We start from the raw sequence: 25,848 nt of genomic DNA, 5'->3' as shown, positions 1-25,848 counted from the left end.
ATTGCTAATTTTATAGTTACGTGAAATAGTATACGGTTATTTTTAATAATTGATATATTAAAAATAATTAAAATTTATTTTTTTATATAAGGAATAATTAAATAATGAATATCAATAACAATAGATTAGTATGGTTAGATATGGAGATGAGTGGTCTGGATCCATTAAAAGATAAGATTCTGGAGGTTGCTGTAGTTATTACGGATGAAAATTTAGATGAGATAATAGAAGGTCCAGTTATTGTGATTCATCAAACTAATGAGATTTTAGAATCAATGGATAAATGGAATAAATCAGTTCATAGTAAGAGCGGACTAGTTGATAAAGTTTTGTCGTCTGAGATATCAGAAAAAGAAGCAGAAGATAATATTTTATTATTTTTGGAAAATTATATTAATTCAGGAGTTTCTCCATTGTGCGGTAATACAATTAGTCAAGATCGTAGATTCATGAATATATACATGTCTAGATTAGAAAAATTTTTTCATTATAGAAATATCGATGTTAGTTCTATAAAAGAGCTTGCAAAGAGATGGTCCCCTAATGCATATAAAAATTTTTCTAAAAATAGTAAGCATCAAGCTCTTTCAGATATATATGATTCAATAAATGAATTGCGTTATTACCGTAAATATTTCTTCAAGTTATAACTAGAGTTTTTTAATTACTTTTTCTTTATATAATATATATAGAGAAAAAGCGGATATTGCTAACCCGCTAGTTGCCATTATCCACATACTACTAGCACCTATAGGAGCCCCGCTAAATAAAATATTGTGTATAGGCTGATATGTTGTTCTACCTGGACCAAATCCAAACCACCATCCGCCCCCTAAGCCTATAACTCCAAGTGCTATTGTTTGTAATATAAAAGGTAGTGCTGTAATATTATAAGCTCTAAGTATATAAGAGTTAAAGCATTGTACTGAGTCGACAATTAAGAAAAATGGTACGATAAACATCATACTAGAACATGTTGTTCTTATGGATGAATCATTTGTATAAACTGTTGGAATTTTATCGCTAAAATAGTATATGGCTATGCAGCTAATAGCAGCTATTAGCATTGTTACTCTTATTCCAATTTTACCTATTTGTATGGCGATATCATTATTTCTTGCTCCTAAAAATTGAGCAGTCATTGAAGATGTAGCTAAACCAAGAGATATAGGCACTATGTAACAAACAGACACTATGTTAGTTATGATTTGATGTGCTCCTACAGCTACTATTCCTTCTCTTGTTATAAGTATTGTCATAAATGAAAATGTTAGGACTTCTACTAAATATGATCCTCCCATTGGCAGTCCTAGTTTTAATATTTCTTTTATTTTGGATACGTTTGGTTTTCTGATACGTATGTTGAATTGTTTGTAAAAATTGTCTGTATATATAATTGATATGCCTATAGATAAACTTATCCAGGATACTATCATAGTAGATATGCTGGCTCCAGTTGATCCTAGGGATGGTATTTTGAAAAAACCATAAATAAAAATATAATTTAAGGAAGCTTTGCATAGTACTGATACTAAGCTAACTGTTATCATTACTCTTGATTTAGACAATGCAGCACAAAGGTTATATATGGTTCTGAATATCAATGCTGCAGGCAATGCTATTATTAATATCTTTAAGTATCTTACGACTTTATTATATACATCTAAATCTATGTTACCAATAAAGTAGAACCATATTTCAGAAAAATATAGTGGTATTGTGCCAATTATTGATAATACTATTGATACCCAAAAACCTTGTCCCCAGTACTCTCCAATTTCTGTATTGTTACCACTGCCAAAATTTTTTGCTATTATAGGAACCAGTGCATTTATTACTCCAAGCAACCCAACAAATATTATTACATATATGGATGTTGCTAAAGATACAGCTGCTAAGTCATTTTTATTAGTATGACCCGTCATTATAGTATCAAGCAAACCAAATGATATGCCAGCTAGTTGACTAACTAAAATAGGAAAAGACTGTTTAGTTAGTTTTCTAAAAATTTCTAAATTTGATAATTTGCTCATCATCATATATGCTATACATAGAATTACTTATGAATTTTTATTTTAGATAGTTCTATAGTTCTAATTAATATTTATATTTTTTAGATATTCATGAACTTCTACATTCTCAATTTCAACAATATTTTATATCTGTTAGTGTATGTTAACTAATTTAAAACAAGGCATAACTAAGATATCAAACACATGTATGTTGCCTACAATTTAGAAAAACATACCTGTGTGTTTGTTTTTGTGGTTCGTTCTTATTATTTAGGTTTGCTTATGCCTTTTAGATTAGAGAAGCGGGCACGGAATTTTTCTACACGTCCAGTCTCTACTATTCTTGTTTGTGCTCCTGTATAAAAAGGATGAGACTTTGATGTTACATCACATTTAAACAATGGATATGTCTTGTTGTCAATATCTATTGTTTCTCTACTTTGTACTGTAGATCTGATGATAAATTTATGGTTTGTTTGAACATCAAGGAAAACAACTTCTTGATAGTTTGGATGTATTTCTGATTTCATAACTATTTTCCAATAAGGATTTTTATATTAGTTTATTAAATAGTTATTCTAGCATGGGATTAAAACATATACTTATAATTTGATATGATAGCTCTAGCTTAACAAATCTTATTACAACATTTTGACGTTAAATCGCATCTTTATACAAACATCTGGCACACATTCACATAATTTAGCATTATAAGGTTATTAGTATAATGGAATTCAAAGTTTCAGTATGTAAAAAAAACATAACATTAACTTCTCCAAGAGGTTTTTGTGCTGGGGTCAAGAGGGCTATATCTATTGTCGAGAAAGCCATAGATATATATGGTCCTCAAATATATGTAAACCATGAGATTGTTCACAATAAGCATGTTATAAATTATTTCAAGGATAAAGGTGTAATTTTTGTAGACAACATAATTGATGTCCCAGAAGGAATGGTGATAATTTTCTCTGCACATGGTGTATCAAAGGATGTAATATCCATGGCAAAAAAGAGAAAATTGCTTATTATAGATGCTACTTGTCCTTTGGTTACCAAGGTGCATCTTGAAGTCCTTAAAATGCGTAGAGAAAATAGAGAAGTTATAATTATTGGCCACAAGAATCATCCGGAAGTTAATGGCACCTTGGGTCAGGATACTAGTGGAATATATATTGTTGAAAGCGTTAGTGATGTTTTGCGTTTAAAAGTTAATGATAATTTGTTGCTTGGATATGTTACACAAACAACATTGTCTATTGATGATGTTATTTGTATAGAGGAAGCATTGAAAAATAGATTCCCTATGATACTTGGTCCCAAAAAGAGTGACATTTGCTATGCTACACAGAATAGACAAAATGCACTTAAACATATAGTTAAAGAATGTGATTTAATATTAATTGCCGGAAGTGCTAATAGCTCTAATTCTAATAGATTGTTGGAATTAGCTATTCAAAGCGGTGTAGAGTCATATCTTATTGATAGTTTTAATTCTATAGATCTGCTTTGGCTACATGGTAAAAAACATATAGGTATTACTTCTGGGGCTTCAGCTCCAGAAGTAATAGTTGACCAAATAGTAGAATTTTTAAAAAGAAATGGATTTGGTGATGATTCTGTTAATTTCGTGTCTATTATAGAAGAAAATATATCATTCCCTTTGCCAAAATTTCCTTCTAAATAATGATATTGTTTTTTGGTGCCGATAAGAGGAATCGAACCCCTGACCTTCGCATTACGAATGCGCTGCTCTACCTTCTGAGCTACACCGGCTCTTTATTGAACAATTTATCAAAATGTAGTGTTGTTTCTATAATACAAGGAAATATATAATATAGACATATGGATTAGCAAGAGTTTTTTATGATTAATTATGATATAATGTAATATTAAAGACAATGTTCTATTTCTGTTTTGTTTATTATTAGTTGTTTATTATTTAATTTTGCAGAGAGGGCATATCAACCCAAAATATAATACAATTCTATGCAAATATTATTTTTCTTAATTTTTTGGTAGTTAATCAAATTATCCTGTTGTTGGTAAGCATTATTATTCTTTTATATAAATATTTCTGTATTCTGAAGCATCTATATACCTATCCGTTAAAATACTTTATTAATATTAATATTAATATTAATTTGCTGAATTTGTAATTTGGAGTTGTCTTGGTGAAGGCAAGTAAAACTGTTAAAGATAGTTCACATGATTCAAAAAATATTGTGAATTCTGATAAAAAAAACATATCTGAAGATAAAGCAGGATTCTCATTGCGTAATAATAAATGGCGCAAGTTACGCACTCCCTTTAGGAGAAGAAGAATAAATATCGAAGAAGTTTCTAGCAATATGGATGATTCTATCCAAGAAAATAAAAAATTAAAAATTCATAATCCTAAACTTGATATTGAAGAACTTAATTGTGATAGGGTAGTATCCCCTTATTTGAATAAATCTTATGGGCAGGCTGAGATTGACTTAAAAAAATACCAAGGCGATGACATTGCTCCTAAGTTGCATAAGGTTTTAGCTGATCTGGGTATTGGATCTAGAAGAGATATGGAAGAGCTTATAGTATCAGGAAGAATATCTGTTAATGGATCTCCAGCCCATATTGGTCAGAGAGTTAAGGCAAATGATTTGGTAAGACTTAATGGGAAAATAATACAAAGATCAAGCACAAAAAAAATCCCTCGTGTTATTGTCTATCACAAACCATCCGGAGAGATAGTAAGTCATAGCGATCCTCAAGGTAGAAATAGTGTTTTTTCTGCTTTGCCTAAAATCAGTTATGGTAAATGGATATCTATAGGTAGACTTGACATTAATACTGAAGGTCTATTAATTTTCACAAATTCCGGGGATTTGGCAAATTATTTTATGCACCCTAGAAATGAAATCGAACGTGAATATGCTGTCAGGATACTAGGAGAGATAAGCGAGCAGCAAAAATCTAAATTAGTTGATGGAATATTGCTTAATGATGGTCCTGCTTCTATTAGTTCTTTGTCTTATCTTGGAGGGGATGGCAGTAATAAATGGTACAAGTTGGTAATTAAAGAAGGTCGTAATCGCGAAATCAGAAGGTTGTTTGATAGCATAGGTATTACCGTTAGTAGATTAATGAGAATTCGTTACGGTGAAATAGTGCTTCCTAGAAATTTGCATCGAGGGAAGTGGGTGGAATTAGATGAATCTATAGTATTAGCTATTATTACAAAAAATGAACTATTAAAAAACATTTTAGATGATAAAGGGATAATTATTAAAAGATCGGCATTTAATAAACCCTATGGTAATAATATTCAAACTGAAGCCAATAAGAATAGAAATAGATCTACCAAAATTAATAAAAATTCAAGAGGTCATGCTAATATAAGGAATCAGATCATTAAATCTGACTCTCAGTTTATTGTTAATGATTTAACTTTGCAAAAAGATAAAGTTGTCAGACATGATTCAACTTTAGAAAGAAAAGTAAAGAAGAGTAATTATAAGATTAGTAATACTGATCCCAGGAAAAATGTTAATACTAAATACATTTCACAAAGCATCAGTAAAACCATTGGCGTTAATTATGATCGCCAGCCAAATAATCCTAATGCACATGAGTCTCATTTAGGGTTTATAGCAAGAAAGAAAAGGAATTTTTGAGTTAGTATAACGGTTATTTCTGTATTAATTTTTAGAAATGTCTGTTAAAATTGTATATTAACTTATAGTTATGTGTTATATAGACATTAATATCTATTTGTTTGTGTATATTAGTCTAATTAGGACTTAAATCCTTATTTTTAATAAGGGTGTTTTTCTTTGTTTTTTTATATTTATAATGGTATATGGTAGATTTATTTGCATTGACTAAAAATGCTTTACATGGAATTGCAAATGATATTGATCTTGTCAATATCGAAAGACTTTCCTCAGGTGTGCTTCGTGTCATTATTGACAAGACTAATGGAGTATGTATAGATGACTGTGAATTAGTGTCTCGTCACCTGCTTTGTGTGTTTGCTGCTGAAAATATTGATTATAAGCAGTTAGAAATTAGCTCGCCTGGTACAGATCGTCCTTTGCATAGTGAGTCCGATTTTATTCGTTTTGCAGGAGAGCGTATAGCTTTGAAATTAAATGACTCCTTGGATGGGAGAAAGGTTTTTAATGGAATTCTTCGTTTACAAAATCCTCTGAATAGTAATGATATTTCTTCAAGAAGTACTATGTTTAGTATTGAATTTAGTGATAATGAGAGTAAAAATAATTTAAAAGTTATCAATTTTAATATCGATGATGTTTGTTATGCAAAATTGGATCCTGTTCTCGATTTCAAGGGCAAAAAGCGATGAGTCGTGAAATTCTTATGTTGGTTGATGCTTTAGCGCGAGAAAAAAATGTTACGCGCGAGGTTATTTTTGAGGCTTTGGAGAGCGCTTTATCTTTTGCCATAAAAAAAAGATTTAAAGAAGATGCTGATATACGTGTTCTGATAGATCGAAATAGTGGTAAGTACGAAGGTTTTCGTAGGTGGTTAGTTGTTCCAGATGAAAACGGTTTGCAGGAGCCAGATAGACAAGAATTGTTGTCAGATGCTATAGAACTAGATGCAGATGTAAATATAGGTAGTTATATAGAGAAGTCTTTAGATCCTGTAGAGTTTGGTAGAATCAGTGCTCAAACTGCTAAACAGGCTATTTTACAGAGAATTCGTGAAGCCGAGAAAGAGCAGATATTAAATGATTTTCTAGATAAAAATGATAAAATTTTATCTGGTTTAATTAAAAGAATTGATAAAGGCGATGCTATTATAGATATAGGTAAAATTGAAGCTAGGCTGCCTCGTTCTGAAATGATACCAAAAGAAAACTTAAGAATGGGGGATAGGGTAAGGGCTTTATTCCTTAGGGTGGAGAATAATCCTCGTGGTAAACAAGTTATTCTTTCTAGGACTTCTCCTGATTTTATTAAATATTTATTTGAGAATGAAGTCCCTGAAATCGAACAAGGTTTATTGGAAATAAAAGCTGCTGCTCGTGATCCAGGGATAAGAGCCAAAATAGCTATAATTGCTTATGATAAAAGAATAGATCCTATCGGAACTTGTGTTGGAATGAGAGGGTTGCGTGTTACCGCTGTTCGTAATGAATTAGGTGGTGAACAGATAGATATAGTTCTATGGTCTGAAGATCCAGCTCAATTTATTGTTAGTGCATTATCTCCAGCAAATGTGATCTCTATACTTGTGGATGAGGACAGTCATTCAATGGATGTCGTCGTGGACGATGAGAATTTATCTAAAGCAATAGGATCAAAGGGACAAAATGTTAGATTAGCTTCTGATTTGACTGGATGGAAAATTAATATAATTACTTCAGAGGAAAGTCTTAATCGCCATCAATTGGAAAGAGAATCATTGCGTGATGATTTTATTAAAAAGTTAGAGGTTGATGGGATTATTGCGGACAAATTGATAGATGAGGGATTTACTGGAATTGAAGAAATTGCATATATACCTCTACAAGAATTGCTAGATATAGATGGTTTTAGTGAGGATTTTGTTAATGATTTGCGATCAAGAGCAAGAAGTTCTTTATTGACTGAAGCTATCGTTAAAGAAGAGAATATTGAAATAGGAAGTGACTTGCTCAATATTAATGGGGTAAGTAAGGAAATATTATTAAAATTAGCAGAAAGAAAGATTTTTACAAAGAATGATCTAGCAGAGTTGGATGCTGTAGAATTATCCGAAATATCAGGATTGAGTGAGGATGAGGCTGCTAGTGTTATAATCTCAGCTCGTGCGCATTGGTTTGAGTAATGGAGTGAGTTAATAATAAGTCTAAATCTTATTATTTTGTAGCTATTGGTTTGTTAGTCGCTATATAGGGAAGAAATCTTAATGTCTAGTGTTACCGTAGCTCAGTTTGCTGCTGAGCTTAACATGCCTTCTAATATTTTATTAGATCAGTTAAAATCTGCTGGAGTAAATGTTAAAACAGTAAAAGATTTTGTCACAGATAGCGACAAGTTAAAGTTATTAGGATCATTACGCCGAGCTAATGGTGAAGGTAATAAAAAAGATCAAAAAATTGTTCTAACAAAAAGAAAAACTACTGAAATTTATCAAGCAGATGCTAAAGGTAGATCAAGAACAATTCAAGTTGAAGTTTTGAAAAAGCGTACTTTTATAAAAAAAGATCAGTCTAGATACCAAGTTGATGGTTTAGATATTAGTTCTGTAAAGCCTCAATCTATAGATAATTTAAATGACAATAAAGTTTTAAGTTTACCTATTAATAATGTTGATGATAATACCCTTGGGAAAGATAGTATAGATGATAGCATTATTACTAAACAAAACAATGAATCTATAATTAATTTAACAGAAGATAATAATATGGCCTCTAATAGGCATGAAAGCAAGGTATTGCCAATAATTGAAAATAAAGTACAAGGTTTTAATAAAGAATCAGATAAATCGATACTTATTTCTAAATCTCAAATTATGAAAAATCCTAAAAACGAAACAAATATTCGTCGTTCTTCGTCACAAAATCATGCTATTAAGCCTAAAAATGAAAAATTATTAGATAGTTCTAATAAAGATGATTCTAGAAAATTTGCGGAAAATGAGGCTGCTGCCTTACGTGAAATGTTAGTTCGTCCTCGCAAGGTAGTATCTTCTCCAGATAATTTTTCTACTTCTAAACCATTAGGAAAGAAAAATTTAGCTAATAAAAAGGAAACAAAATCATCTATTGTTTCAAAAAAAACACTGAAGTCTTCCGATGTTTCTTCTAACTGGAGTGATGAAAATAACCGTAAGAAGTTAGTTGAGAAGGATCGAAAAATTGGCGTTCATAGCGATTCTGAAGAGTGGAAAGTTGTTGGGGTTAAGTCATCTAAAAGCAGCAATGGGAAATATTCTCGTTCTTTGCAAAATAATAAAGGTAATGTCGCTAATCAGCAGCAAGAGTTTATTTCTCGAGTAATTAATGTTCCAGAGACAATAAGTGTCGCTGAGTTAGCGCATAAAATGTCTATAAAAGCTGCTGAGGTTATTAAAAATTTGATGAAGCTAGGACAAATGGTTACAATTAACCAAGTCTTAGATCAAGAAACGGCTATGATCGTTGTTGAGGAATTTGGTCATACTGCAATAGCTTCTAGAATAGATGATCCAGAGATTTTTTTAGACATTTCCTCAGTATCTAATGCTGATAGTATACAAAGAGCACCTATTGTCACAGTTATGGGGCATGTTGACCACGGAAAAACATCACTATTGGATTATATAAGAAGAACAAAGGTTACTAGTAGCGAGGCTGGAGGTATTACTCAGCATATAGGAGCTTATAACGTTAGAACAGATATAGGTTCTATTACGTTTTTAGATACTCCAGGTCATGAGGCTTTTGCATCTATGCGTGCCCGTGGTGCTAGGTTAACGGATATTGTGGTTTTAGTGGTTGCCTCTGATGATGGTGTTATGCCTCAAACTCGTGAAGCTATAAATCACGTGAAGCATGCTAATGTGCCAGTTATAGTTGCTTTGACTAAAGCAGATAAGTCTTCTTCTGCAAATTTAGATAAGGTAAAACAAGAGTTGATTACAGAAGAAATTATTCCAGAAGAGTATGGTGGCAGTGTTCCTTTCATACCTGTATCAGCAAAGACTGGTGATGGTATAGATATTCTTTTAGATAACATTATTCTACAGTCAGATGTTTTGGAATTAAAGGCTCAAGTAGACAGTCCTGCAAAAGGAATTGTTATAGAAGCTAGCTTAGATAAGGGACGTGGTCCAATTGCAACGGTCTTAGTTCAAAGTGGGACATTAAAGAAAGGTGATATTGTTTTAGTAGGAGCAACATTTGGTCGCATACGATCTATGTTAGATGAAAATGGCAATTCTATAGAAAAAGCTGGTCCTTCAATACCAGTCGAGATACATGGACTCACAGACGTTCCTTCTGCAGCTGATTTTTTAGTTGTTTTATCTGATGAACGTAAAGCTAGAGAAATAGCTTTGTTTCGACAAGGAAAATTCCGAGATTCTAAGTTAGCGCGTAAGCAATCAGACAAGATGGAGTCTATTTTTGATAATATTACTGATAGCTCAGTTCAAGTTTTATCTATTATTGTCAAATCTGATGTTCAAGGATCTCAAGAAGCTATATCTTCTTCTCTATTAAAATTATCTAATAATGAGGTTTGTATAAAGATAATACATGCAGCTGTTGGTGGTATTTCTGATAATGATGTTAATTTAGCTATTGCATCTAATGCTGTAATAATAGGTTTCAACGTTCGTGCTGATTCTATAGCAAAAAAAAATGCGGAATTAAATAACATTAACATACGTTATTATAGCATTATATATGATGCTATAAATGATATAAAACAAGCCGTATCAGGCATGTTAATTCCTGAGAAAAAAGAAGAAGTGATTGGCTTAGTAGAGGTTCGTGAAGTCTATAGCATATCTAAAATAGGTAAAGTAGCTGGATGTATGGTGCTTGATGGAATCGTTAGAAAAGATTCTAGAGTTCGTTTAATTAGAAATAATGTAGTAACTTGGACAGGTCAGATAGACTCGTTAAAAAGGTTTAAAGATGATGTCAAAGAGGTAAGATCAGGATTTGATTGCGGTATTACTTTGAAGGGTTATTCTGACATCATAACTAAAGATCAGATGGAGATATTTGAAATTAGAGAAATTGCAAGGAAGCTATAATTTTTATTATTAACAAGTTATGAAAAATAATTCTATATCTAATCGCAATATTAGAATTGCAAAGCAAATTCAGAGAGATTTATCTGAGATAATACGAAAATACTATACTCTCGAGCAAGTTGGGGTTTGTACTATTTCTAGGGTTGAATTATCCATAGATTATGCACATGCAAAGGTTTATTTTACCGTTTTTGGTTTAGATCATTTTGCAGTGGAAAATTTTCTTAATAAAAAATCTGGATGGCTGCATTCTTGTCTCTATAAGATATTAAAAATTCATACGGTACCTAGTATACAATTCTTATATGATAGTCAATTTTATGAAACAGACAAGTTGTTAGATTTAATAAAACAAGCTAACTCATCTGATAATCAATTTATTAATTAGATTTATGAGTTTATATCAATTTGATGGTTTTTTCTTGCTAGATAAATCAGCAGGCATTACAAGTAGTTCAGCTCTACAAAAAGTAAGACGTTTTTTAAATATAAAGAAAGCAGGTCATACTGGTACTCTTGATCCATTTGCCACTGGACTTTTAGTTTGTTGTTTTGGCAAGGCAACCAAAATATCTAATATTTTTTTAAATTCTTCTAAGTCATATATTGCTACTATAAAGCTTGGTGAAGAGACAGATACTGGTGATTTAACAGGGCAGATAGTATCAAAATCTTCTAGTTATAAATTTATTGAGATGCCTTTTATAGAAAAAACACTTAATTACTTTATAGGAGAAATAGAGCAGATTCCTCCAATGTATTCAGCTCTAAAATTTAATGGCGTACCTTTGTATAAATATGCACGCAGTGGTATAGATATATATAGAGAACCTAGGAAAGTTACCGTACATAATATTAATTTAATTAATTTTAGTGATGATATTTTCAAGATAGAACTTTCATGTAGCAAAGGTACTTATATTAGGACACTTGCTCAAGATATAGGACGGAAACTTGGCTGTTTTGCGCATTTAATAAGTCTAAGGAGAACAAGGGTCGGTCCATTTTTATTAGAAAATTCTATTACTTTAGAAAATTTATTAAATGGATCAAGGTCTCTTGATAAATTGTTATGCGACAAAGAGATATATAAAGATTTCATTTAAACAATATAAGAGGATAACATATGACTCGTGCTTTACGCAATGTAGCCATAATAGCACACGTTGATCATGGTAAAACTACGTTAGTAGATCAATTATTAAAGCAATCTGGTATTTTTAGAAAAAATCAAAACATAGTCAAACGTGTTATGGATTCTAATGCTTTAGAAAAAGAAAGAGGCATAACAATTTTATCTAAGAATTGTGCTGTGGAATATAAAGGAGTGCATATAAATATTATAGATACTCCTGGACATGCTGATTTTGGTGGAGAGGTTGAGCGTGTTTTATCTATGGTAGATGGTGTTTTATTATTAGTAGATGCGGTAGAAGGTCCTATGCCGCAAACAGTATTTGTTACAAAAAAAGCATTGGCGTTAAAATTAAAACCAATTGTTGTTGTTAATAAAATAGATAGGCCTGGAGCACGTCAAGACTTTGTTATTAATGAAGTATTTGATTTATTTGATCGTCTAGGAGCTACAGAAGAACAATTGGATTTTCCGATCGTATATGCTTCTGGATTATCAGGCTATTCTAGTGATAGAGCTGATGTTAGATCTGGTGATATGAGCGCATTATTTGATGCTATTTTAAAGTATGTTCCTGAGCATAATAATTCTTCTGATGGTCCTTTTCAAATGCAGATAGCATCCATAGATTATAGTTCTTATGTAGGTAAGATTGGGATAGGAAAGATAAATCGTGGTATTTTATACCCAGGTATGGATGTTGTGATGAAATTAGGTCATGCAGGAGAACCTGAAAAATCTAGAGTTAATCAAATATTAAAATTTTCTGGGCTTGATAGAATATCGGTAGACAAAGCGGAGGCTGGTGATATTGTACTTATAAATGGAATTGACAATATATCTATTGGTACGACTTTGAGTGATATTAATAATATAGAGGCATTACCAATATTGCATATTGACGAGCCTACTTTAACAATGAATTTTATGGTTAACACTTCTCCATTAGCTGGTAAAGAAGGAAAATTTGTAACTAGTAGACAGATATTTGATCGCCTATCTTTAGAATTAAAATCTAATGTTGCTTTACGTGTTTCTACAACAGATGATGATACTGTATTTGAAGTTTCAGGCAGAGGCGAATTGCATCTTACTATTCTATTAGAGACAATGCGCAGAGAAGGGTATGAGCTTGCGGTTTCTAGGCCAAATGTTGTTTATAGAGATATTGATGGTATAAAAAATGAACCTTATGAAGATTTGACTATATATGTCGATGATATTCACCAAGGTAGTGTTATGGAAGAATTGGGTCGTCGCAAGGGTAATCTACAAAATATGTTACCAGATGGACTAGGCAAGACTCGATTGGAATATGTAATATCAGCCCGTTCTCTTATAGGCTTTCAGAATGAATTTATGACATTAACTCGTGGCAATGGTATAATGAGTCATGTATTTCGGGAATATGCTCCTGTTAATGACATCTCCAACTGTGGTAGACGTAACGGGGTTCTAATAAGTCAATATTCTGGTATTGCAGTGGCTTATGCTTTATGGAAATTACAGGACAGAGGAAGAATGTTTGTTAATCCTGGAGAGACTCTATATGAAGGCATGATAGTTGGTATACATAGCAGAGACAATGATTTAGTTGTTAATCCTACTAAGGAGAAACAGTTGACAAATATAAGAGCTTCTGGAACTGATGAGGCCATACGTTTGATACCTCCAGTGCAGTTATCTTTAGAATATGCTATTGAATTTATAGAAGATGATGAATTAGTTGAAATTACTCCAAAATCTATTAGATTAAGAAAGCGTTATTTACAGGAGCACGAGAGACGTAAGGCTAGCCGTGAACGTAATAGCTAGACATTATTTATCTTATTATTATGGATTGTTTAATATATAAATTATGTCTGAAAAGCTACTATTGTTAGATGGTTCCAGTTATTTATACCGTGCTTTTTATGCTATGCCTGATTTGCGCAATTCAAGAGGTGAGCCTACAGGAGCTATATATGGTGTCATTAATATGTTGCGTAAATTACTTTCTGATCAAGATACTAATTATGTTGCTTGTGTTTTTGACTCTTCAGAAAAAACCTTTAGGAAAGATATATTCTCTTCTTATAAGGCAAACCGATCTTCCATGCCTGATGATTTAGTTAAACAGACAGAATATATATATAAGATAATAGAGGCTTTAGGGTTGCCTATTTATCATTCTAATAGCTTCGAGGCAGATGATATTATTGGATCTATAGTTACAAAAATTTTGGAGATATCTGACTTTAACGTTGTAATATCATCAGGTGATAAAGATCTATCCCAGTTAGTTAACAAGCGTGTTTCAATAATTAACACTATGAGTAATGATATATTAGATGAGGAAGGAGTTGCAAGAAAGTTTGGTATTCCTCCTAATCTTATTGTTGATTATCTTATGTTAATTGGTGATTCAGTAGATAATGTTCCAGGTGTTAAAAAGATTGGACCTAAGACAGCAGTAAAACTATTAAATAAATATGGATCGCTGAATAATATTATATCGAATATTGATGAGATACCTGGGTTAATAGGTAAAAATCTACGTGATTTTATAGATAAATTTGAAATAACAAGGAAGTTATTAACAATAAAATGTGACTGTGATTTAGGTGATCGTATAAATTCTAAAGAAGACTTTTTAATAAAACCTATGATCTACAATGAATTAATTAATCTTTACACTAGATTTGATTTTAATTTATGGTTGGATGAGATAAAAGATGAGTATTATTACAGTAATCATGTTAATGATAGAGAATTATTTATAGATAATTTATTAAGAGATGTTGAAATTGTTGATAGTATAGACTATTTATACTCGTTTTTAGAATGTTTAAATAACCCTGGAGTAGTTTCAGTAGATTTTATTTTTACATCTACAGTTCCTATGTTATCAAAATTAGTTGCTATTTCTTGTTTTTCAAATAAAAGATTATTCTATATTCCAATGCTAGATCATAAACCAGATAATCTTTATTTGCAGAAAAATTATATTTTATCTTTACTCAAGCCTTGGATAGAAGACTCTACTAAACAAAAGATAGTGCATAATGCTAAAAATTGTTTTCATGTTTTATATAATGAAGGTATTGAGTTAAAAGGAGTAAGGGATGATGTTATGTTGCAAGCATATGTCCTTGATTCGCATAATAATATATCTATAGATAAGTTATCAGAAAAGTATTTACAAATAAAACATAACTCATACAAAGAAATTTATGGTAAATGTAAAGAAATTGATGACTTTAGTGATTTCGATATTATTGCTTCTGCGAATTATTCTGCTAAAAATTCATTAATAATAATGGAACTGTGTATCGAATTTTCTAAATTATTAGAAAAAGATAGTCTAAATTCAATTTATGATTTAGAAATGAAGATTTCAAATATTCTAAGCATTATTGAAATAAATGGAGTAGAGATAGATTCAAATAAGTTAAAAGACCATAGTCTTAATTTATCAGATAAAATTTCAAAATTAGAATCAGAGGTTTTCAATATAGTTGGTAAAAGTTTCAATTTAAATTCTCCAAAACAATTAGGTGATATTTTATTTGGTTTAATGAAATATCCTCTTGTTAAGAAAACGTCAGCAGGGTTACATTCTACTGACGAATCAGTATTGAGAAAATTATCTAATGATTTTCTCTTGCCAAATATCATTCTAGAATATAGATCATTAACTAAGTTAAAATCTACTTATACTGATAAATTACCTAGCATGGTTAATATCAATACAGGTAGATTGCATACTACATATTCACAGATAGGTGTTATTACAGGCAGATTATCTTCTTCGTATCCCAATCTGCAGAATATACCGGTTCGTACAGATTTAGGTAGAATGATAAGGCAGGCTTTTGTTTCTAGAGAAGATTATTTACTGATATCTGCTGATTATTCACAGATAGAGCTAAGAGTAATGGCTCATATTTCAGATGATACTAACTTAAAAATTTCTTTTTCAGAAGGAAAGGATATACATTCTGCTACGGCTTCTGAGATATTCGATACAGACATATGTAATGTTTCTCACGAGCAACGTAGATCAGCAAAAGCAATAAACTTTGGCTTGCTTTATGGAATGAGTGTTTTTGGTTTATCATCAGCCTTAAAGATAAGTAGAAGTAGTGCTAAGCAATATATGGATCGATATTTTTTTCGTTACCCTCTTGTAGCGGTTTATATGGAGGATATATGTAAAAAAGCAAAAAAATATGGATATGTCGAAACAATATTTGGTCGTAGAATATATACCCCGGAAATACATGGGTCTTCAATAAACAATCGTCAATCGTCTGAACGAGCAGCTATGAATGCACCAATCCAAGGTACAGCTGCAGATATAATGAAAATGGCTATGATTTCTGTTCATAATTGGCTGGTAAAAAATAATATGAAAACTAGGATTGTAATGCAGGTTCATGATGAGTTAATATTCGAGGCTCATGAGACAGAAGTTCAGATACTAAAAGATGTTTTACCTTCTTTAATGTGTGATATAGTTAACATCAGCGTACCATTAGTTATAGAAATTGGTACTGGTAAAAATTGGTCACAAGCACATTAAGCATAATTTATTTTTAAATATGATAATTTTATATATATTGGTAACTACAATTTCTAGTGGTTTGATAGCCGTATGCATGGCTAATTGGTTAACATATAATATATTTTCCAAATATTTGCATTATATGGTTAGTTTATCCGTAGGGGTTTTCTTATCAGTATCTTTTTTGCATTTGCTTCCAGAGGCATTTAATGATATTCCAGAGAAATCTGATGTTTTATTATTAGCAATGTTAGTTTCAATAGTAGGTTTCTTTATATTAGAAAAAATATCATTGATTAGGCATAATCATCATTATGAAGGTGATGGTCATGGACATAGCCATGGTCATGATAGGCATGATGCTGGTAACGGTGGTGTAATAATTTTAATAGGAAGCTCGTTACATAATTTTTCTGATGGCGTATTAATTTCAGCATCATTTATAGCTTCTCCTTTATTAGGTGTTTTGACAGCATTATCTATTATTACACATGAGGTTCCTCATAAATTATGTGATTTTGTAGTTTTGAGAAATGCTGGTTTCCATAGAAGACGAATTTTTTGTATGATTCTTGCTTCAAGCTTATGTTCATCTATAGGTGGTTTGTTCGGATATTTTATTTTACAGAATATTCAACAAATAACCCCATATGTTTTGGTAATAGCTGCAAGTAGTTTTATATACATATCAATATCAGATTTAATACCTAGTATGCATGAACAGGAATATCCAACTGCTCATATTCCTCAATTAATTTTTGTAATAGTTGGCATTGCTATTACATATTTAATTACTAATCTTGGTCATAATTATCTATGTCAATGTAGTTGCTTTATTGGTATTAAATAATATTCTTAGTTTTTTTATATTCTTCATCATAGAACTTAATGCCAATTTGTATTCGTTCCGATCCATGAGATATTCTAAATTTATTGGTATCTCTTAGTGAATATACACATCCACAATATTCTTGTTGATAGAATTTTTCTCTCTTGCTAATTGCTATCATTCTTTGAGAGCCACCTTTCTTGCGCCAATTATATGTCCAGTAGATTAAATTATTATATTTGGAAGATGCTCGTATCCCTGCTGAGTTAATTTGATCCATATCCTTCCATCTAGAAATACCTAAAGAACTTGTGATAGTATCAAAACCATGTTCATGAGCATATAAAGCGGTTCTTTCAAATCTCATATCAAAACAAATTGTACATCTGTCTCCTCTTTCTGGTGAGTGTTCTAATCCCTTTACCCGAGCAAACCAATTATCAGTATCATAATCAGCATCTATGAATCTTATGTTGTTTTTTTCCGCAAATCTAATATTCTCTCTTTTTCTTATTTCGTATTCTTGTTTCGGATGAATGTTTGGATTATAAAAAAATATTTCATACTCTACGTGTGATTCTGTCATTATTTCCATTACTTCACAAGAACATGGGGCACAACAAGAATGTAGAAGAACTTTTTTAGAATTAGGTGGTAATATTACAGTGGGTCTTTCTGTTATTTTTACATTATTTATCATGTCATGATCTGGAAATATTTACTTTGAATTATTTATTTGCCTATAGTGTAATTTGGCTTTTACTTTCTCATCATATCAAAGAAATCGTTATTGTTTTTTGTGTTTCGCATTTTGTCCAATATAAATTCCATGGATTCTATTTCATCCATGTCATGTATGAATTTCCTTAAAACCCAAACCTTTTGTAAAATCTCAGGTTTAATTAATAATTCCTCTCGTCTTGTTCCGGATTTATTTAAGTTAATAGCAGGGTATACTCGTTTTTCTGCTATACGCCTTTCTAAATGTATTTCTGAGTTTCCTGTTCCTTTAAACTCTTCATAGATAACTTCATCCATTCTACTACCTGTTTCTATAAGAGCAGTTCCTAAAATAGTCAGAGATCCTCCTTCTTCTATATTTCTAGCAGCCCCAAAAAATCTTTTAGGGCGTTGTAGAGCATTAGCATCAACGCCACCAGTTAAAACTTTTCCAGAGGAAGGAACAACAGTATTATATGCTCTTGCTAATCTTGTTATTGAGTCCAGTATAATAACTACATCTTTCTTCATTTCAACTAATCTTTTTGCTTTTTCAATGACCATCTCGGCTACTTGTACATGTCTTGTTGCTGGCTCATCGAATGTAGAAGCTACTACTTCACCTTTAACAGTACGTCGCATTTCAGTGACTTCTTCAGGACGTTCATCTACTAACAATGCTATTAGTATTGCATCTGGAAAATTAGATGCAATAGCATGTGCTATATGCTGCATCATAATAGTTTTGCCTGATTTAGGGCTAGCAACTATCAGTCCTCTCTGACCTTTGCCAATTGGAGAGAATACATCTAGTATTCTGCCTGTTAGATTTTCTTCGCTTTTAATCTCTCTCTCTAGGCGCATATGCTGGCAAGGATGTAGAGGTGTTAAGTCCTCAAACATAATTCTATGCTTAAGTAATTCTGGAGTAACTCCGTTTACTTTATCAACTTTAACTAATGCAAAATACCTCTCTCCATCTTTTGGTGTACGAACTTCTCCTTCTATTGAATCTCCAGTATGTAGATTTATTCTTCTTATCTGAGATGGGGATATGTATATATCATCAGTACTAGCTAGATATGATGTTTCAGGAGATCTAAGGAATCCAAATCCATCTGGTAAAACCTCTAATACTCCATCGCCAAAGATTTGTTCTCCTTGTTTGGCTCGTTTTTTCATTATTGCAAACATCAATTCTTGTTTGCGTAAGCGGTTAGCATTATCTATTTCTAAGCTTAAGGCTATTTCTAGCAATTGTGAAACATGTAGCGTCTTTAGTTCGTTTAGATGCATTGCGATTATTATTTTTGATTACATATAACCATGAACTATAAATTTTAACTTTTCTATATCTTAATAAGAAAAATTATCATCAAGCACGGTCATTAAATGGTTGATTTAACAAGTGATATGAAAACGATATAATTATGTATATCGTATTTTGTAGCTGCGACTAATACTTGATTGAGTTTAACAGTAATTTACTACTAGTCAATAATCATTATAATTTTCTAAGGATTATTATTGAAAATATAATTATGTATTTTTATTCCATAATTTCTATATTTTATAAACTATCATTATGTTTATAACCATTAAACACTGTTAATTGCTAATTATTAATTGGCTTTTCTTGTATAAAATAAAATTTTTAAAAAATTAATTTTAATAAAGCATAAGATTTTGTTTTATAAAAAAATTGTTACTTGTATATAAATTAAATGTTGGTTTTTTGCAAATCCAGAGATTAATAATTAAATAAAAAATGTTATTTATATATAGTTACTATCAATAGTTTTTTTATTGGTGATTTAAATTGTAATTTGCATTTATATGTCTAAATACTTAATATCCATGTTTTATGAAAACATATATTAACTTTAGTAATATTTGTTAAATTTTAATTCATATGAATTTAAACAAGGTGACTATGAGTTTTAGTATCACTATAAAACCAAGTGATGAGAAGTTTGTTGCAGAAGCAAGCAAATCTATATTGGAATCAGCAATAGAATCAGGGATAGATTTTCCACATGGTTGTAAAATGGGTGATTGTAAAAGATGCGAATGTAAAGTGCTATCTGGTTTATTTGAAACAAAAAATTATTTGAAAAAAATTTCCAATAATGATAATTCTGATCTCAATATACTTGCTTGTAGATCTTATCCATTATCTGATATGGTTGTAGAACAAGTAGATCTATTGATACAGAAGCATATAGGAAAAATTGTATCAATGGAGAAGGTTGCTGATAATGTTATTTCTTTGGATATCAAGTTATTGAGTAGTCGTCCTTTTATATTTAAAGAAGGTCAATATATAGACATAGTTCTAGATAGAAATATTAGAAGAAGTTATTCAATCTCAAACTCTCCTCGTATAAATAATATTCTAAATTTTCATATTCGTCATTTTCGTGGCGGCTATTTTACTGATAAATTATTTGGATATGATTCTAGTAGAATATTTAAGATAAATGATCTTATGAATTTAGAGGGTCCATTTGGTAATTTTACTTTAAAAAAAGAGAGCTGCAATCCAATTATATTTCTAGCTGGTGGCACAGGTTTTGCACCAATTAAATCAATGATTGAATACATACTTCTTTTTAGGAAATGGCGACCTATATATTTATACTGGAGTGTTAAGAATATTAAGGACATGTATATGAGAGATCTAATAGATTCTTGGATAAAAACAATACCCAATCTCCATTATACTCCAGTTGTTTCAAACAAGTTAACAACAAATTATGATTGGAATGGTAAAGTCGGTGATGTGCATAATGTGGTTATGGAAGATATACCTGATATGATAGAATACGAAGTATACGCAAGTGGCTCTCCAGATATTGTTGAATTAGCTAGGATTAATTTTATTTCACAATGCAATTTGAAATGCTCTAATTTTTTTGCTGATCCTTTTTATTTGTATGATTAATTGCTTTTGTGGAAGTTGTATGGATTGATAGTGGTGTTTATTGCAAAAAATTTTTAGCCAATATTCACTTATTAATATTGGCTGTTACATTGGTCAAATTATTATATATTGGTATATTTTACTGTACATTTGATGTATTGTTTAGGTTTCTTATTATTTAAATTTTATAATTATATTAGATTAGATTAATAATTTTCATTTTGTTTTTTTTAATGATTATTTTTCTTAATATAATTATAGTAATTTTCCCAATTCATTAATTTTTTATAAATAGAAAATTAATGAATTGGGTATTTAAATTTAATTTCTTTATTTAGCTAGTTTTTTAATGAAAACATCAGATATACGTATTAAGTTTTTAAAATTCTTTGAGTCGAAGGGACATACTATACTGCCTTCTTCTTCTCTTGTTCCAAAAAATGATCAAACATTATTATTTACAAATTCAGGAATGGTTCAGTTTAAAGATATTTTTACTGGATATGAAGTTAGTAATTATAAGAGTGTCGTTACATCACAGCGTTGTTTTAGAGCTGGAGGAAAGCATAATGATCTTGATAATGTTGGTTATACAGCCAGGCATCATACATTTTTTGAAATGTTAGGAAATTTTAGTTTCGGAAAATATTTTAAGAGAGAGGCTATACATTATGCATGGGAGTTACTAACTATAATATATAAAATACCAAAGAATAAGTTACTTGTAACGGTATATTACGATGATGATGAAGCTTACAATATTTGGAATAAAGAAATTGGTTTGGATCCAGATGTAATTATACGAATAGGGGATAATAAGGGATCAAAGTATGCTTCTGACAATTTTTGGCAGATGGCTGATGTTGGTCCATGTGGTCCTTGTTCAGAAATATTCTATGATCATGGATCTGATGTATATGGAGGACCTCCGGGTACAGATGATTCTGATGGTGATAGATATGTAGAGATATGGAATTTGGTTTTCATGCAGTTTTATATCGATGTTAATGGTGAAATTACGACTCTATCTACACCATGCATTGATACCGGAATGGGTCTAGAAAGAATAGCTGCTGTTTTACAGGGAGTAAACTCCAATTATGATATAGACATATTTAAAAATTTAATTAAATCTTCTGCTAGTTTAATTAATATTGATGATTTGTCTAATAATTCCTTAAAAGTTATATCTGATCACATAAGAGCTACTGCTTTTCTCATAGTGGATGGTGTATTACCTGCTAATGATGGTCGTGGTTATGTTTTAAGACGTATAATTAGAAGAGCTCTAAGACATGCATATAAACTAGGAGAAAATGAAGTTTTTCTTTATAAATTGATTCCAGATCTGATTCATGAAATGGGTACTGCTTACCCAGAGATAGTATCTGGTTCTAATTTAATAATTCGTATATTAAAACAAGAAGAAGAAAGATTTATAGAAACTTTAGCCAATGGCATGAAAATTCTAAATAGTAATTTAAATAATATGAAGTCTGGAGATATTTTTAGTGGTGATATATTATTTAATTTATATGATACATATGGTTTCCCTGCTGATTTAACCGCAGATGTTTGTCGTGAGCATGGAATTAGTGTGGATATAGAATCTTTTGAATTGGCCATGTCTAAACAAAGAGATAAAGCAAGACTATCTGGAAAGTTTAAGAGTTCAAATGCTTTAATAAATTATAGTGGTCCTGCTACAATTTTTGATGGATATAAAATCTTTGATTTATCTGCAAAAGTAATAGCTATTTATGTTGATAGTAAATTTGTAGATAGCATAGGAACAAAAGATAGTGCTAATATTATTTTAGACAGAACTCCGTTTTATGCTGAATCTGGTGGCCAGGTTGGAGACAAAGGATTTTTAATTAGTGATACTGCAAATTTTTTTGTTAAAAATACTACATTGTTCTCTAGTGTTTTTGTTCATGCTGGATATCTAGAATCAGGGTCGATAAAGGTTGGAGATATTCTAAGGGCTTCTATAGATATAGAAAATAGAAAAAATATTTCAAGAAATCATTCTGCAACACATATTATGCATAAAGCTTTGCGTAATGTTTTGGGGATGCATGCAGTACAGAAAGGATCTTTAGTTGATTCAGATAGGATTCGTTTCGATTTTGCTCATGATTCTTCGGTTAGTATTGATCAAATAAAGGAAATAGAAAGAATTTCTAATGAGGAAATATTATCTAATTACTTAGTAAACATAAGCAATATGGAATACAACGATGCTATAAAAAGTGGTGCTATTGCTATGTTCAGTGAAAAATATGATGACAATGTTCGGGTTGTTCAAATAGGGTCATCTTTGGAATTATGTGGTGGTACACATGTAAATAGGACTGGAGATATAGGATTATTTAAAATAATTTCTGAAAGTAGCGTTTCATCTGGAGTAAGGAGAATAGATGCTGTTACAGGTAATAATGCTCTTAAATTTATTCAGTCTCAGTATGATACATGTTTAGACCTTTCTGCTTCTTTAAATACAAGCATATCTAATATAGTAGCTAAAGTAACTGATCAAATTAATTGTATTAAAGAACGAGAAAAGAAAATTTCTTTCTTGGAAAAGAACATAGCTGATTTAATTGTTGATAATTTTACAGTAGATACTATTAAATTAATAAAAAATATTAGTGTCCTAGTGTCAATTATTCATAATGTAGAACACAATGTGTTATGTAATATAGTGGATTCAATGAAATCTCGTTTTCATGATGTTATAGTGCTATTAGTTACAGTCTTGCCTAGTGGCAAAACTGATATAGTTTGTGGTGTTTCAAATACTATTACAAGTTTAGTAAGTGCTAAAGATATTATAAATTTAGTATTGTCTAAAACTAATGGTAAAGGTGGGGGTCGTCATAATATGTCTGCAGGGAGTGGTAATTATGATATTAAATTGCCAGAGATATTAGACAATGTGCTTGATTTTATAAAAGAAAAAATTTAGGTTTTTTATGAAGAAATTTGATAATAATGAGGAATGTCATTATGACGATATCTTGGATGTTTCAAAATTGTCATGTCCGCTTCCTATATTGAATACAAAGAAAGCATTGTCTAAAATGGAAACTGGTAAAATTTTACGTATTATTAGTACTTCCAATATAGACTCATTAAACGATTTTGTGATTTTTGCAGAACAGACTGGTAATTCTATAGTTTTTAAAGAGAAATATATAGATAATGAGATAGAATACATTGTAATCTATATTAGAAGACGTTGATTTTTATTTTTTGTAATTTATACTTAATTACTGATAGAATTAAAAGTTTTATGATTTATTAAATTTTAGGGTTATTATGGTTATTATTCGTTTAGCACGTGGTGGGTCAAAAAAGAGGCCTTTTTATAGTTTAGTTGTTACTGATTCTAGAAATCGTCGTGATGGTAGATTTATAGAGCGTTTAGGTTTTTATAATCCTGTTAGCTCATCGTCAGAAAACAAATTAAAAATATCTTTAGATCGAGTAAAGTTTTGGAAGGATAATGGTGCATGCTTGTCTCCAGTTGTTGAAAGATTAATCTCAGAATTTTCAAAAAATATACATTGTGTCTAGTTATTTAGAGACTCTTAATATTCCCAGTGATTTAGTAGAGTTAGGCCGTATTGTTTCCTCGTACGGCGTTAATGGTTTATTGAAAATATATCCTTACTCTGAGGATCAAAGTATTTTATTAAATATAAGTGATTGCTGGATTGTTAGTAATAAATGCAGATCGATTACTACTGGATTAAATTTTTATCATCATAATATTGTAAGTGCCAGGATTCACGGTAAATTTATAATAGTTAGACTTATGGAAAACCTCAGTCGTGAGGATTCTAATGCGTTGCGTGGATATACAATTTGCGTATCTAGAAGTTTATTTCCAAGCACAGGTGATGATGAGTATTATTGGGTAGATCTAATTGGTTGCTTTGTACATGGATATTCAGGCGAGACACAGTGTTGTATAGGAGTAGTTAATAATATTTTTGAAAATGGAGCTCATCCTATACTTAGTATTACACCAGATATTAATTTTTTAAAAAATTATAAAAACAAAAATAAAATAGAAGATATATTGGTTCCTTTTGTAAAATCATATATTGTTAATGTTAATTTGGAAGATAATTGCATTTTTACTAGTTGGCAAATAGATTAATGCGATTAGACATAATTACTTTATTTCCTGAGATTTTTAATTTTATTAAAAATATTGGAGTTGTTGGTCGGGCCTATAAAAATAAAAAATGGGAGTTAAATACCTGGAATCCTCGTGATTTTACAAACAATAAAACTAGGAGGGTAGATGATAATCCATACGGTGGTGGACCAGGAATGGTTATGTCTGCAGAATCTTTGGAAAACACTGTTAGCTTCATAAAACATGAGCATATGCTGTCTGGTTTTAATGATATTCCAGTCATATTATTATCTCCAATTGGTGATGTTTTTGATCAGGATCGTGCTATTAGGTTATCTAAGACATCTGGGGCTATATTAGTTTGTGGTCGCTATGAAGGAGTTGACAAAAGATTCGTTAATCGTTGTGTTACCCATGAGATATCTATTGGTGATTTCATACTATCAGGAGGAGAGATTGCAGCTTTAGCATTAATAGATGCTGTAGTAAGATTGTTGCCTAATGTTCTTGGAAATGACAGGTCCAAAGCTTGTGAATCGTTTAGTATATATAAATCAGGATTATTAGATGATCATCCATATACTAAGCCAAGAAATTTTAAAGAAGAAATTGTTCCAGAAGTTTTGCTTAATGGAAATCATAGTGACATAAGGAAATGGAATAGGGAAAAGTCTCTAATGATAACGTTTATGCGTCGTCCAGATTTGATTATAAAAGCTCGTAACAATGGATTTCTCACAGAAGATGACGAGCTTTTTATATCCCTCCTAAAAAATAATAGCAATGATACAACTTAG

Annotated in this window: 21 protein-coding genes and 1 tRNA gene; 17 read left to right on the top strand and 5 right to left on the bottom strand. The window is 30.8% G+C overall.

Annotated features, from left to right (window positions below):
- Positions 1 to 104 precede the first annotated feature (104 nt).
- Positions 105 to 650 (top strand): oligoribonuclease, encoded by a 546-nt coding sequence (orn, locus tag CKBE_RS02895; protein ID WP_015238092.1) that lies wholly within the window; start codon positions 105 to 107, stop codon positions 648 to 650.
- Here orn and CKBE_RS02890 read toward each other — a convergent pair whose 3' ends face one another.
- Positions 651 to 2,033, bottom strand: coding sequence for an MATE family efflux transporter (locus tag CKBE_RS02890; RefSeq protein WP_015238091.1), 1,383 nt, complete (start codon positions 2,031 to 2,033; stop codon positions 651 to 653). It abuts the gene before it with no gap.
- A 245-nt stretch (positions 2,034 to 2,278) separates the two neighbouring features.
- Positions 2,279 to 2,542: a type B 50S ribosomal protein L31 gene (locus CKBE_RS02885; RefSeq protein WP_015238090.1), complete on the bottom strand. Its 264-nt coding sequence runs from the start codon at positions 2,540 to 2,542 to the stop codon at positions 2,279 to 2,281.
- Between the two features lie 197 nt (positions 2,543 to 2,739).
- Between CKBE_RS02885 and ispH the strand changes: the two genes are divergently transcribed.
- Positions 2,740 to 3,696, top strand: a complete 957-nt coding sequence (ispH, locus tag CKBE_RS02880; RefSeq protein ID WP_015238089.1) for a 4-hydroxy-3-methylbut-2-enyl diphosphate reductase — start codon at positions 2,740 to 2,742, stop codon at positions 3,694 to 3,696.
- A gap of 13 nt (positions 3,697 to 3,709) precedes the next feature.
- Here the strand turns inward: ispH and CKBE_RS02875 are convergent.
- Positions 3,710 to 3,785: transfer RNA gene (locus CKBE_RS02875), tRNA-Thr, on the bottom strand.
- A 398-nt stretch (positions 3,786 to 4,183) separates the two neighbouring features.
- On the opposite strand from CKBE_RS02875, the gene CKBE_RS02870 reads away from it, so the two are divergent.
- The 9 genes from CKBE_RS02870 (at position 4,184) to CKBE_RS02830 (ending at position 17,276) form a co-directional block, all read left to right on the top strand.
- The gene (locus CKBE_RS02870) at positions 4,184 to 5,665 is read left to right on the top strand and encodes a pseudouridine synthase (RefSeq protein WP_015238088.1); all 1,482 of its coding nucleotides are present in this window, start codon (positions 4,184 to 4,186) and stop codon (positions 5,663 to 5,665) included.
- 185 nt (positions 5,666 to 5,850) lie between these two features.
- Positions 5,851 to 6,357: a ribosome maturation factor RimP gene (rimP, locus tag CKBE_RS02865; protein WP_015238087.1), complete on the top strand. Its 507-nt coding sequence runs from the start codon at positions 5,851 to 5,853 to the stop codon at positions 6,355 to 6,357.
- The gene (nusA, locus tag CKBE_RS02860) at positions 6,354 to 7,826 is read left to right on the top strand and encodes a transcription termination factor NusA (protein ID WP_015390031.1); all 1,473 of its coding nucleotides are present in this window, start codon (positions 6,354 to 6,356) and stop codon (positions 7,824 to 7,826) included. Before rimP ends, nusA begins: the two co-directional genes overlap by 4 nt.
- A gap of 81 nt (positions 7,827 to 7,907) precedes the next feature.
- Positions 7,908 to 10,745 carry a translation initiation factor IF-2 gene (infB, locus tag CKBE_RS02855; RefSeq protein WP_015238085.1) on the top strand — a complete coding sequence of 946 codons (2,838 nt, stop codon included), beginning with the start codon at positions 7,908 to 7,910 and terminating at the stop codon, positions 10,743 to 10,745.
- 19 nt (positions 10,746 to 10,764) lie between these two features.
- A complete protein-coding gene (gene rbfA / locus CKBE_RS02850; protein ID WP_015390030.1) occupies positions 10,765 to 11,133 on the top strand; it encodes a 30S ribosome-binding factor RbfA in 369 nt (122 codons plus the stop codon).
- Positions 11,134 to 11,137: 4 nt separating this feature from the next.
- Positions 11,138 to 11,851: a tRNA pseudouridine(55) synthase TruB gene (truB, locus tag CKBE_RS02845; protein ID WP_015238084.1), complete on the top strand. Its 714-nt coding sequence runs from the start codon at positions 11,138 to 11,140 to the stop codon at positions 11,849 to 11,851.
- Positions 11,852 to 11,871: 20 nt separating this feature from the next.
- Entirely contained in the window at positions 11,872 to 13,695 is a 1,824-nt protein-coding gene (gene typA, locus CKBE_RS02840) for a translational GTPase TypA (protein WP_015238083.1), read from the top strand.
- A 43-nt stretch (positions 13,696 to 13,738) separates the two neighbouring features.
- The gene (gene polA, locus CKBE_RS02835; RefSeq protein WP_015238082.1) at positions 13,739 to 16,444 is read left to right on the top strand and encodes a DNA polymerase I; all 2,706 of its coding nucleotides are present in this window, start codon (positions 13,739 to 13,741) and stop codon (positions 16,442 to 16,444) included.
- A 19-nt stretch (positions 16,445 to 16,463) separates the two neighbouring features.
- Entirely contained in the window at positions 16,464 to 17,276 is an 813-nt protein-coding gene (locus tag CKBE_RS02830) for a ZIP family metal transporter (protein ID WP_015390029.1), read from the top strand.
- Here the strand turns inward: CKBE_RS02830 and CKBE_RS02825 are convergent.
- A complete protein-coding gene (locus CKBE_RS02825) occupies positions 17,269 to 17,955 on the bottom strand; it encodes an epoxyqueuosine reductase QueH (RefSeq protein ID WP_015238080.1) in 687 nt (228 codons plus the stop codon). The two genes, CKBE_RS02830 and CKBE_RS02825, sit on opposite strands and share 8 nt — an antisense overlap.
- A 59-nt stretch (positions 17,956 to 18,014) precedes the next feature.
- Positions 18,015 to 19,271, bottom strand: a complete 1,257-nt coding sequence (gene rho, locus CKBE_RS02820) for a transcription termination factor Rho (protein WP_015390028.1) — start codon at positions 19,269 to 19,271, stop codon at positions 18,015 to 18,017.
- Positions 19,272 to 19,887: 616 nt separating this feature from the next.
- On the opposite strand from rho, the gene CKBE_RS02815 reads away from it, so the two are divergent.
- The 6 genes from CKBE_RS02815 to trmD all read left to right on the top strand — a co-directional run bounded on the left by CKBE_RS02815 (position 19,888) and on the right by trmD (position 25,848).
- Positions 19,888 to 20,919, top strand: a complete 1,032-nt coding sequence (locus CKBE_RS02815; protein ID WP_225968673.1) for a 2Fe-2S iron-sulfur cluster-binding protein — start codon at positions 19,888 to 19,890, stop codon at positions 20,917 to 20,919.
- 328 nt (positions 20,920 to 21,247) lie between these two features.
- Positions 21,248 to 23,869: an alanine--tRNA ligase gene (alaS, locus tag CKBE_RS02810; RefSeq protein ID WP_015238077.1), complete on the top strand. Its 2,622-nt coding sequence runs from the start codon at positions 21,248 to 21,250 to the stop codon at positions 23,867 to 23,869.
- Positions 23,870 to 23,876: 7 nt separating this feature from the next.
- The gene (locus tag CKBE_RS02805) at positions 23,877 to 24,146 is read left to right on the top strand and encodes a sulfurtransferase TusA family protein (RefSeq protein WP_015238076.1); all 270 of its coding nucleotides are present in this window, start codon (positions 23,877 to 23,879) and stop codon (positions 24,144 to 24,146) included.
- Between the two features lie 76 nt (positions 24,147 to 24,222).
- On the top strand, positions 24,223 to 24,480 hold the full coding sequence (rpsP, locus tag CKBE_RS02800) for a 30S ribosomal protein S16 (protein WP_015238075.1): 258 nt from the start codon (positions 24,223 to 24,225) through the stop codon (positions 24,478 to 24,480).
- A complete protein-coding gene (rimM, locus tag CKBE_RS02795) occupies positions 24,473 to 25,069 on the top strand; it encodes a ribosome maturation factor RimM (RefSeq protein WP_015238074.1) in 597 nt (198 codons plus the stop codon). Before rpsP ends, rimM begins: the two co-directional genes overlap by 8 nt.
- Positions 25,069 to 25,848 (top strand): tRNA (guanosine(37)-N1)-methyltransferase TrmD, encoded by a 780-nt coding sequence (trmD, locus tag CKBE_RS02790; protein ID WP_015238073.1) that lies wholly within the window; start codon positions 25,069 to 25,071, stop codon positions 25,846 to 25,848. Before rimM ends, trmD begins: the two co-directional genes overlap by 1 nt.

This window comes from Candidatus Kinetoplastibacterium blastocrithidii (ex Strigomonas culicis) (genome assembly GCF_000319245.1).
GTDB classification, from domain to species: Bacteria; Pseudomonadota; Gammaproteobacteria; order Burkholderiales; family Burkholderiaceae_B; genus Kinetoplastidibacterium; species Kinetoplastidibacterium blastocrithidiae.
Note: the sequence above shows the minus strand (reverse complement) of the source record. Positions and strands in the feature narration are given on the sequence as shown.

Coding starts and splice junctions, on each gene's coding strand:
- orn (WP_015238092.1), top strand. CDS start 105: ATGAATATCAATAACAATAGATTAGTATGGTTAGATATGGAGATGAGT.
- CKBE_RS02890 (WP_015238091.1), bottom strand. CDS start 2,033: ATGAGCAAATTATCAAATTTAGAAATTTTTAGAAAACTAACTAAACAG.
- CKBE_RS02885 (WP_015238090.1), bottom strand. CDS start 2,542: ATGAAATCAGAAATACATCCAAACTATCAAGAAGTTGTTTTCCTTGAT.
- ispH (WP_015238089.1), top strand. CDS start 2,740: ATGGAATTCAAAGTTTCAGTATGTAAAAAAAACATAACATTAACTTCT.
- rimP (WP_015238087.1), top strand. CDS start 5,851: ATGGTAGATTTATTTGCATTGACTAAAAATGCTTTACATGGAATTGCA.
- nusA (WP_015390031.1), top strand. CDS start 6,354: ATGAGTCGTGAAATTCTTATGTTGGTTGATGCTTTAGCGCGAGAAAAA.
- infB (WP_015238085.1), top strand. CDS start 7,908: ATGTCTAGTGTTACCGTAGCTCAGTTTGCTGCTGAGCTTAACATGCCT.
- rbfA (WP_015390030.1), top strand. CDS start 10,765: ATGAAAAATAATTCTATATCTAATCGCAATATTAGAATTGCAAAGCAA.
- truB (WP_015238084.1), top strand. CDS start 11,138: ATGAGTTTATATCAATTTGATGGTTTTTTCTTGCTAGATAAATCAGCA.
- typA (WP_015238083.1), top strand. CDS start 11,872: ATGACTCGTGCTTTACGCAATGTAGCCATAATAGCACACGTTGATCAT.
- polA (WP_015238082.1), top strand. CDS start 13,739: ATGTCTGAAAAGCTACTATTGTTAGATGGTTCCAGTTATTTATACCGT.
- CKBE_RS02830 (WP_015390029.1), top strand. CDS start 16,464: ATGATAATTTTATATATATTGGTAACTACAATTTCTAGTGGTTTGATA.
- CKBE_RS02825 (WP_015238080.1), bottom strand. CDS start 17,955: ATGATAAATAATGTAAAAATAACAGAAAGACCCACTGTAATATTACCA.
- rho (WP_015390028.1), bottom strand. CDS start 19,271: ATGCATCTAAACGAACTAAAGACGCTACATGTTTCACAATTGCTAGAA.
- CKBE_RS02815 (WP_225968673.1), top strand. CDS start 19,888: ATGAATTTAAACAAGGTGACTATGAGTTTTAGTATCACTATAAAACCA.
- alaS (WP_015238077.1), top strand. CDS start 21,248: ATGAAAACATCAGATATACGTATTAAGTTTTTAAAATTCTTTGAGTCG.
- CKBE_RS02805 (WP_015238076.1), top strand. CDS start 23,877: ATGAAGAAATTTGATAATAATGAGGAATGTCATTATGACGATATCTTG.
- rpsP (WP_015238075.1), top strand. CDS start 24,223: ATGGTTATTATTCGTTTAGCACGTGGTGGGTCAAAAAAGAGGCCTTTT.
- trmD (WP_015238073.1), top strand. CDS start 25,069: ATGCGATTAGACATAATTACTTTATTTCCTGAGATTTTTAATTTTATT.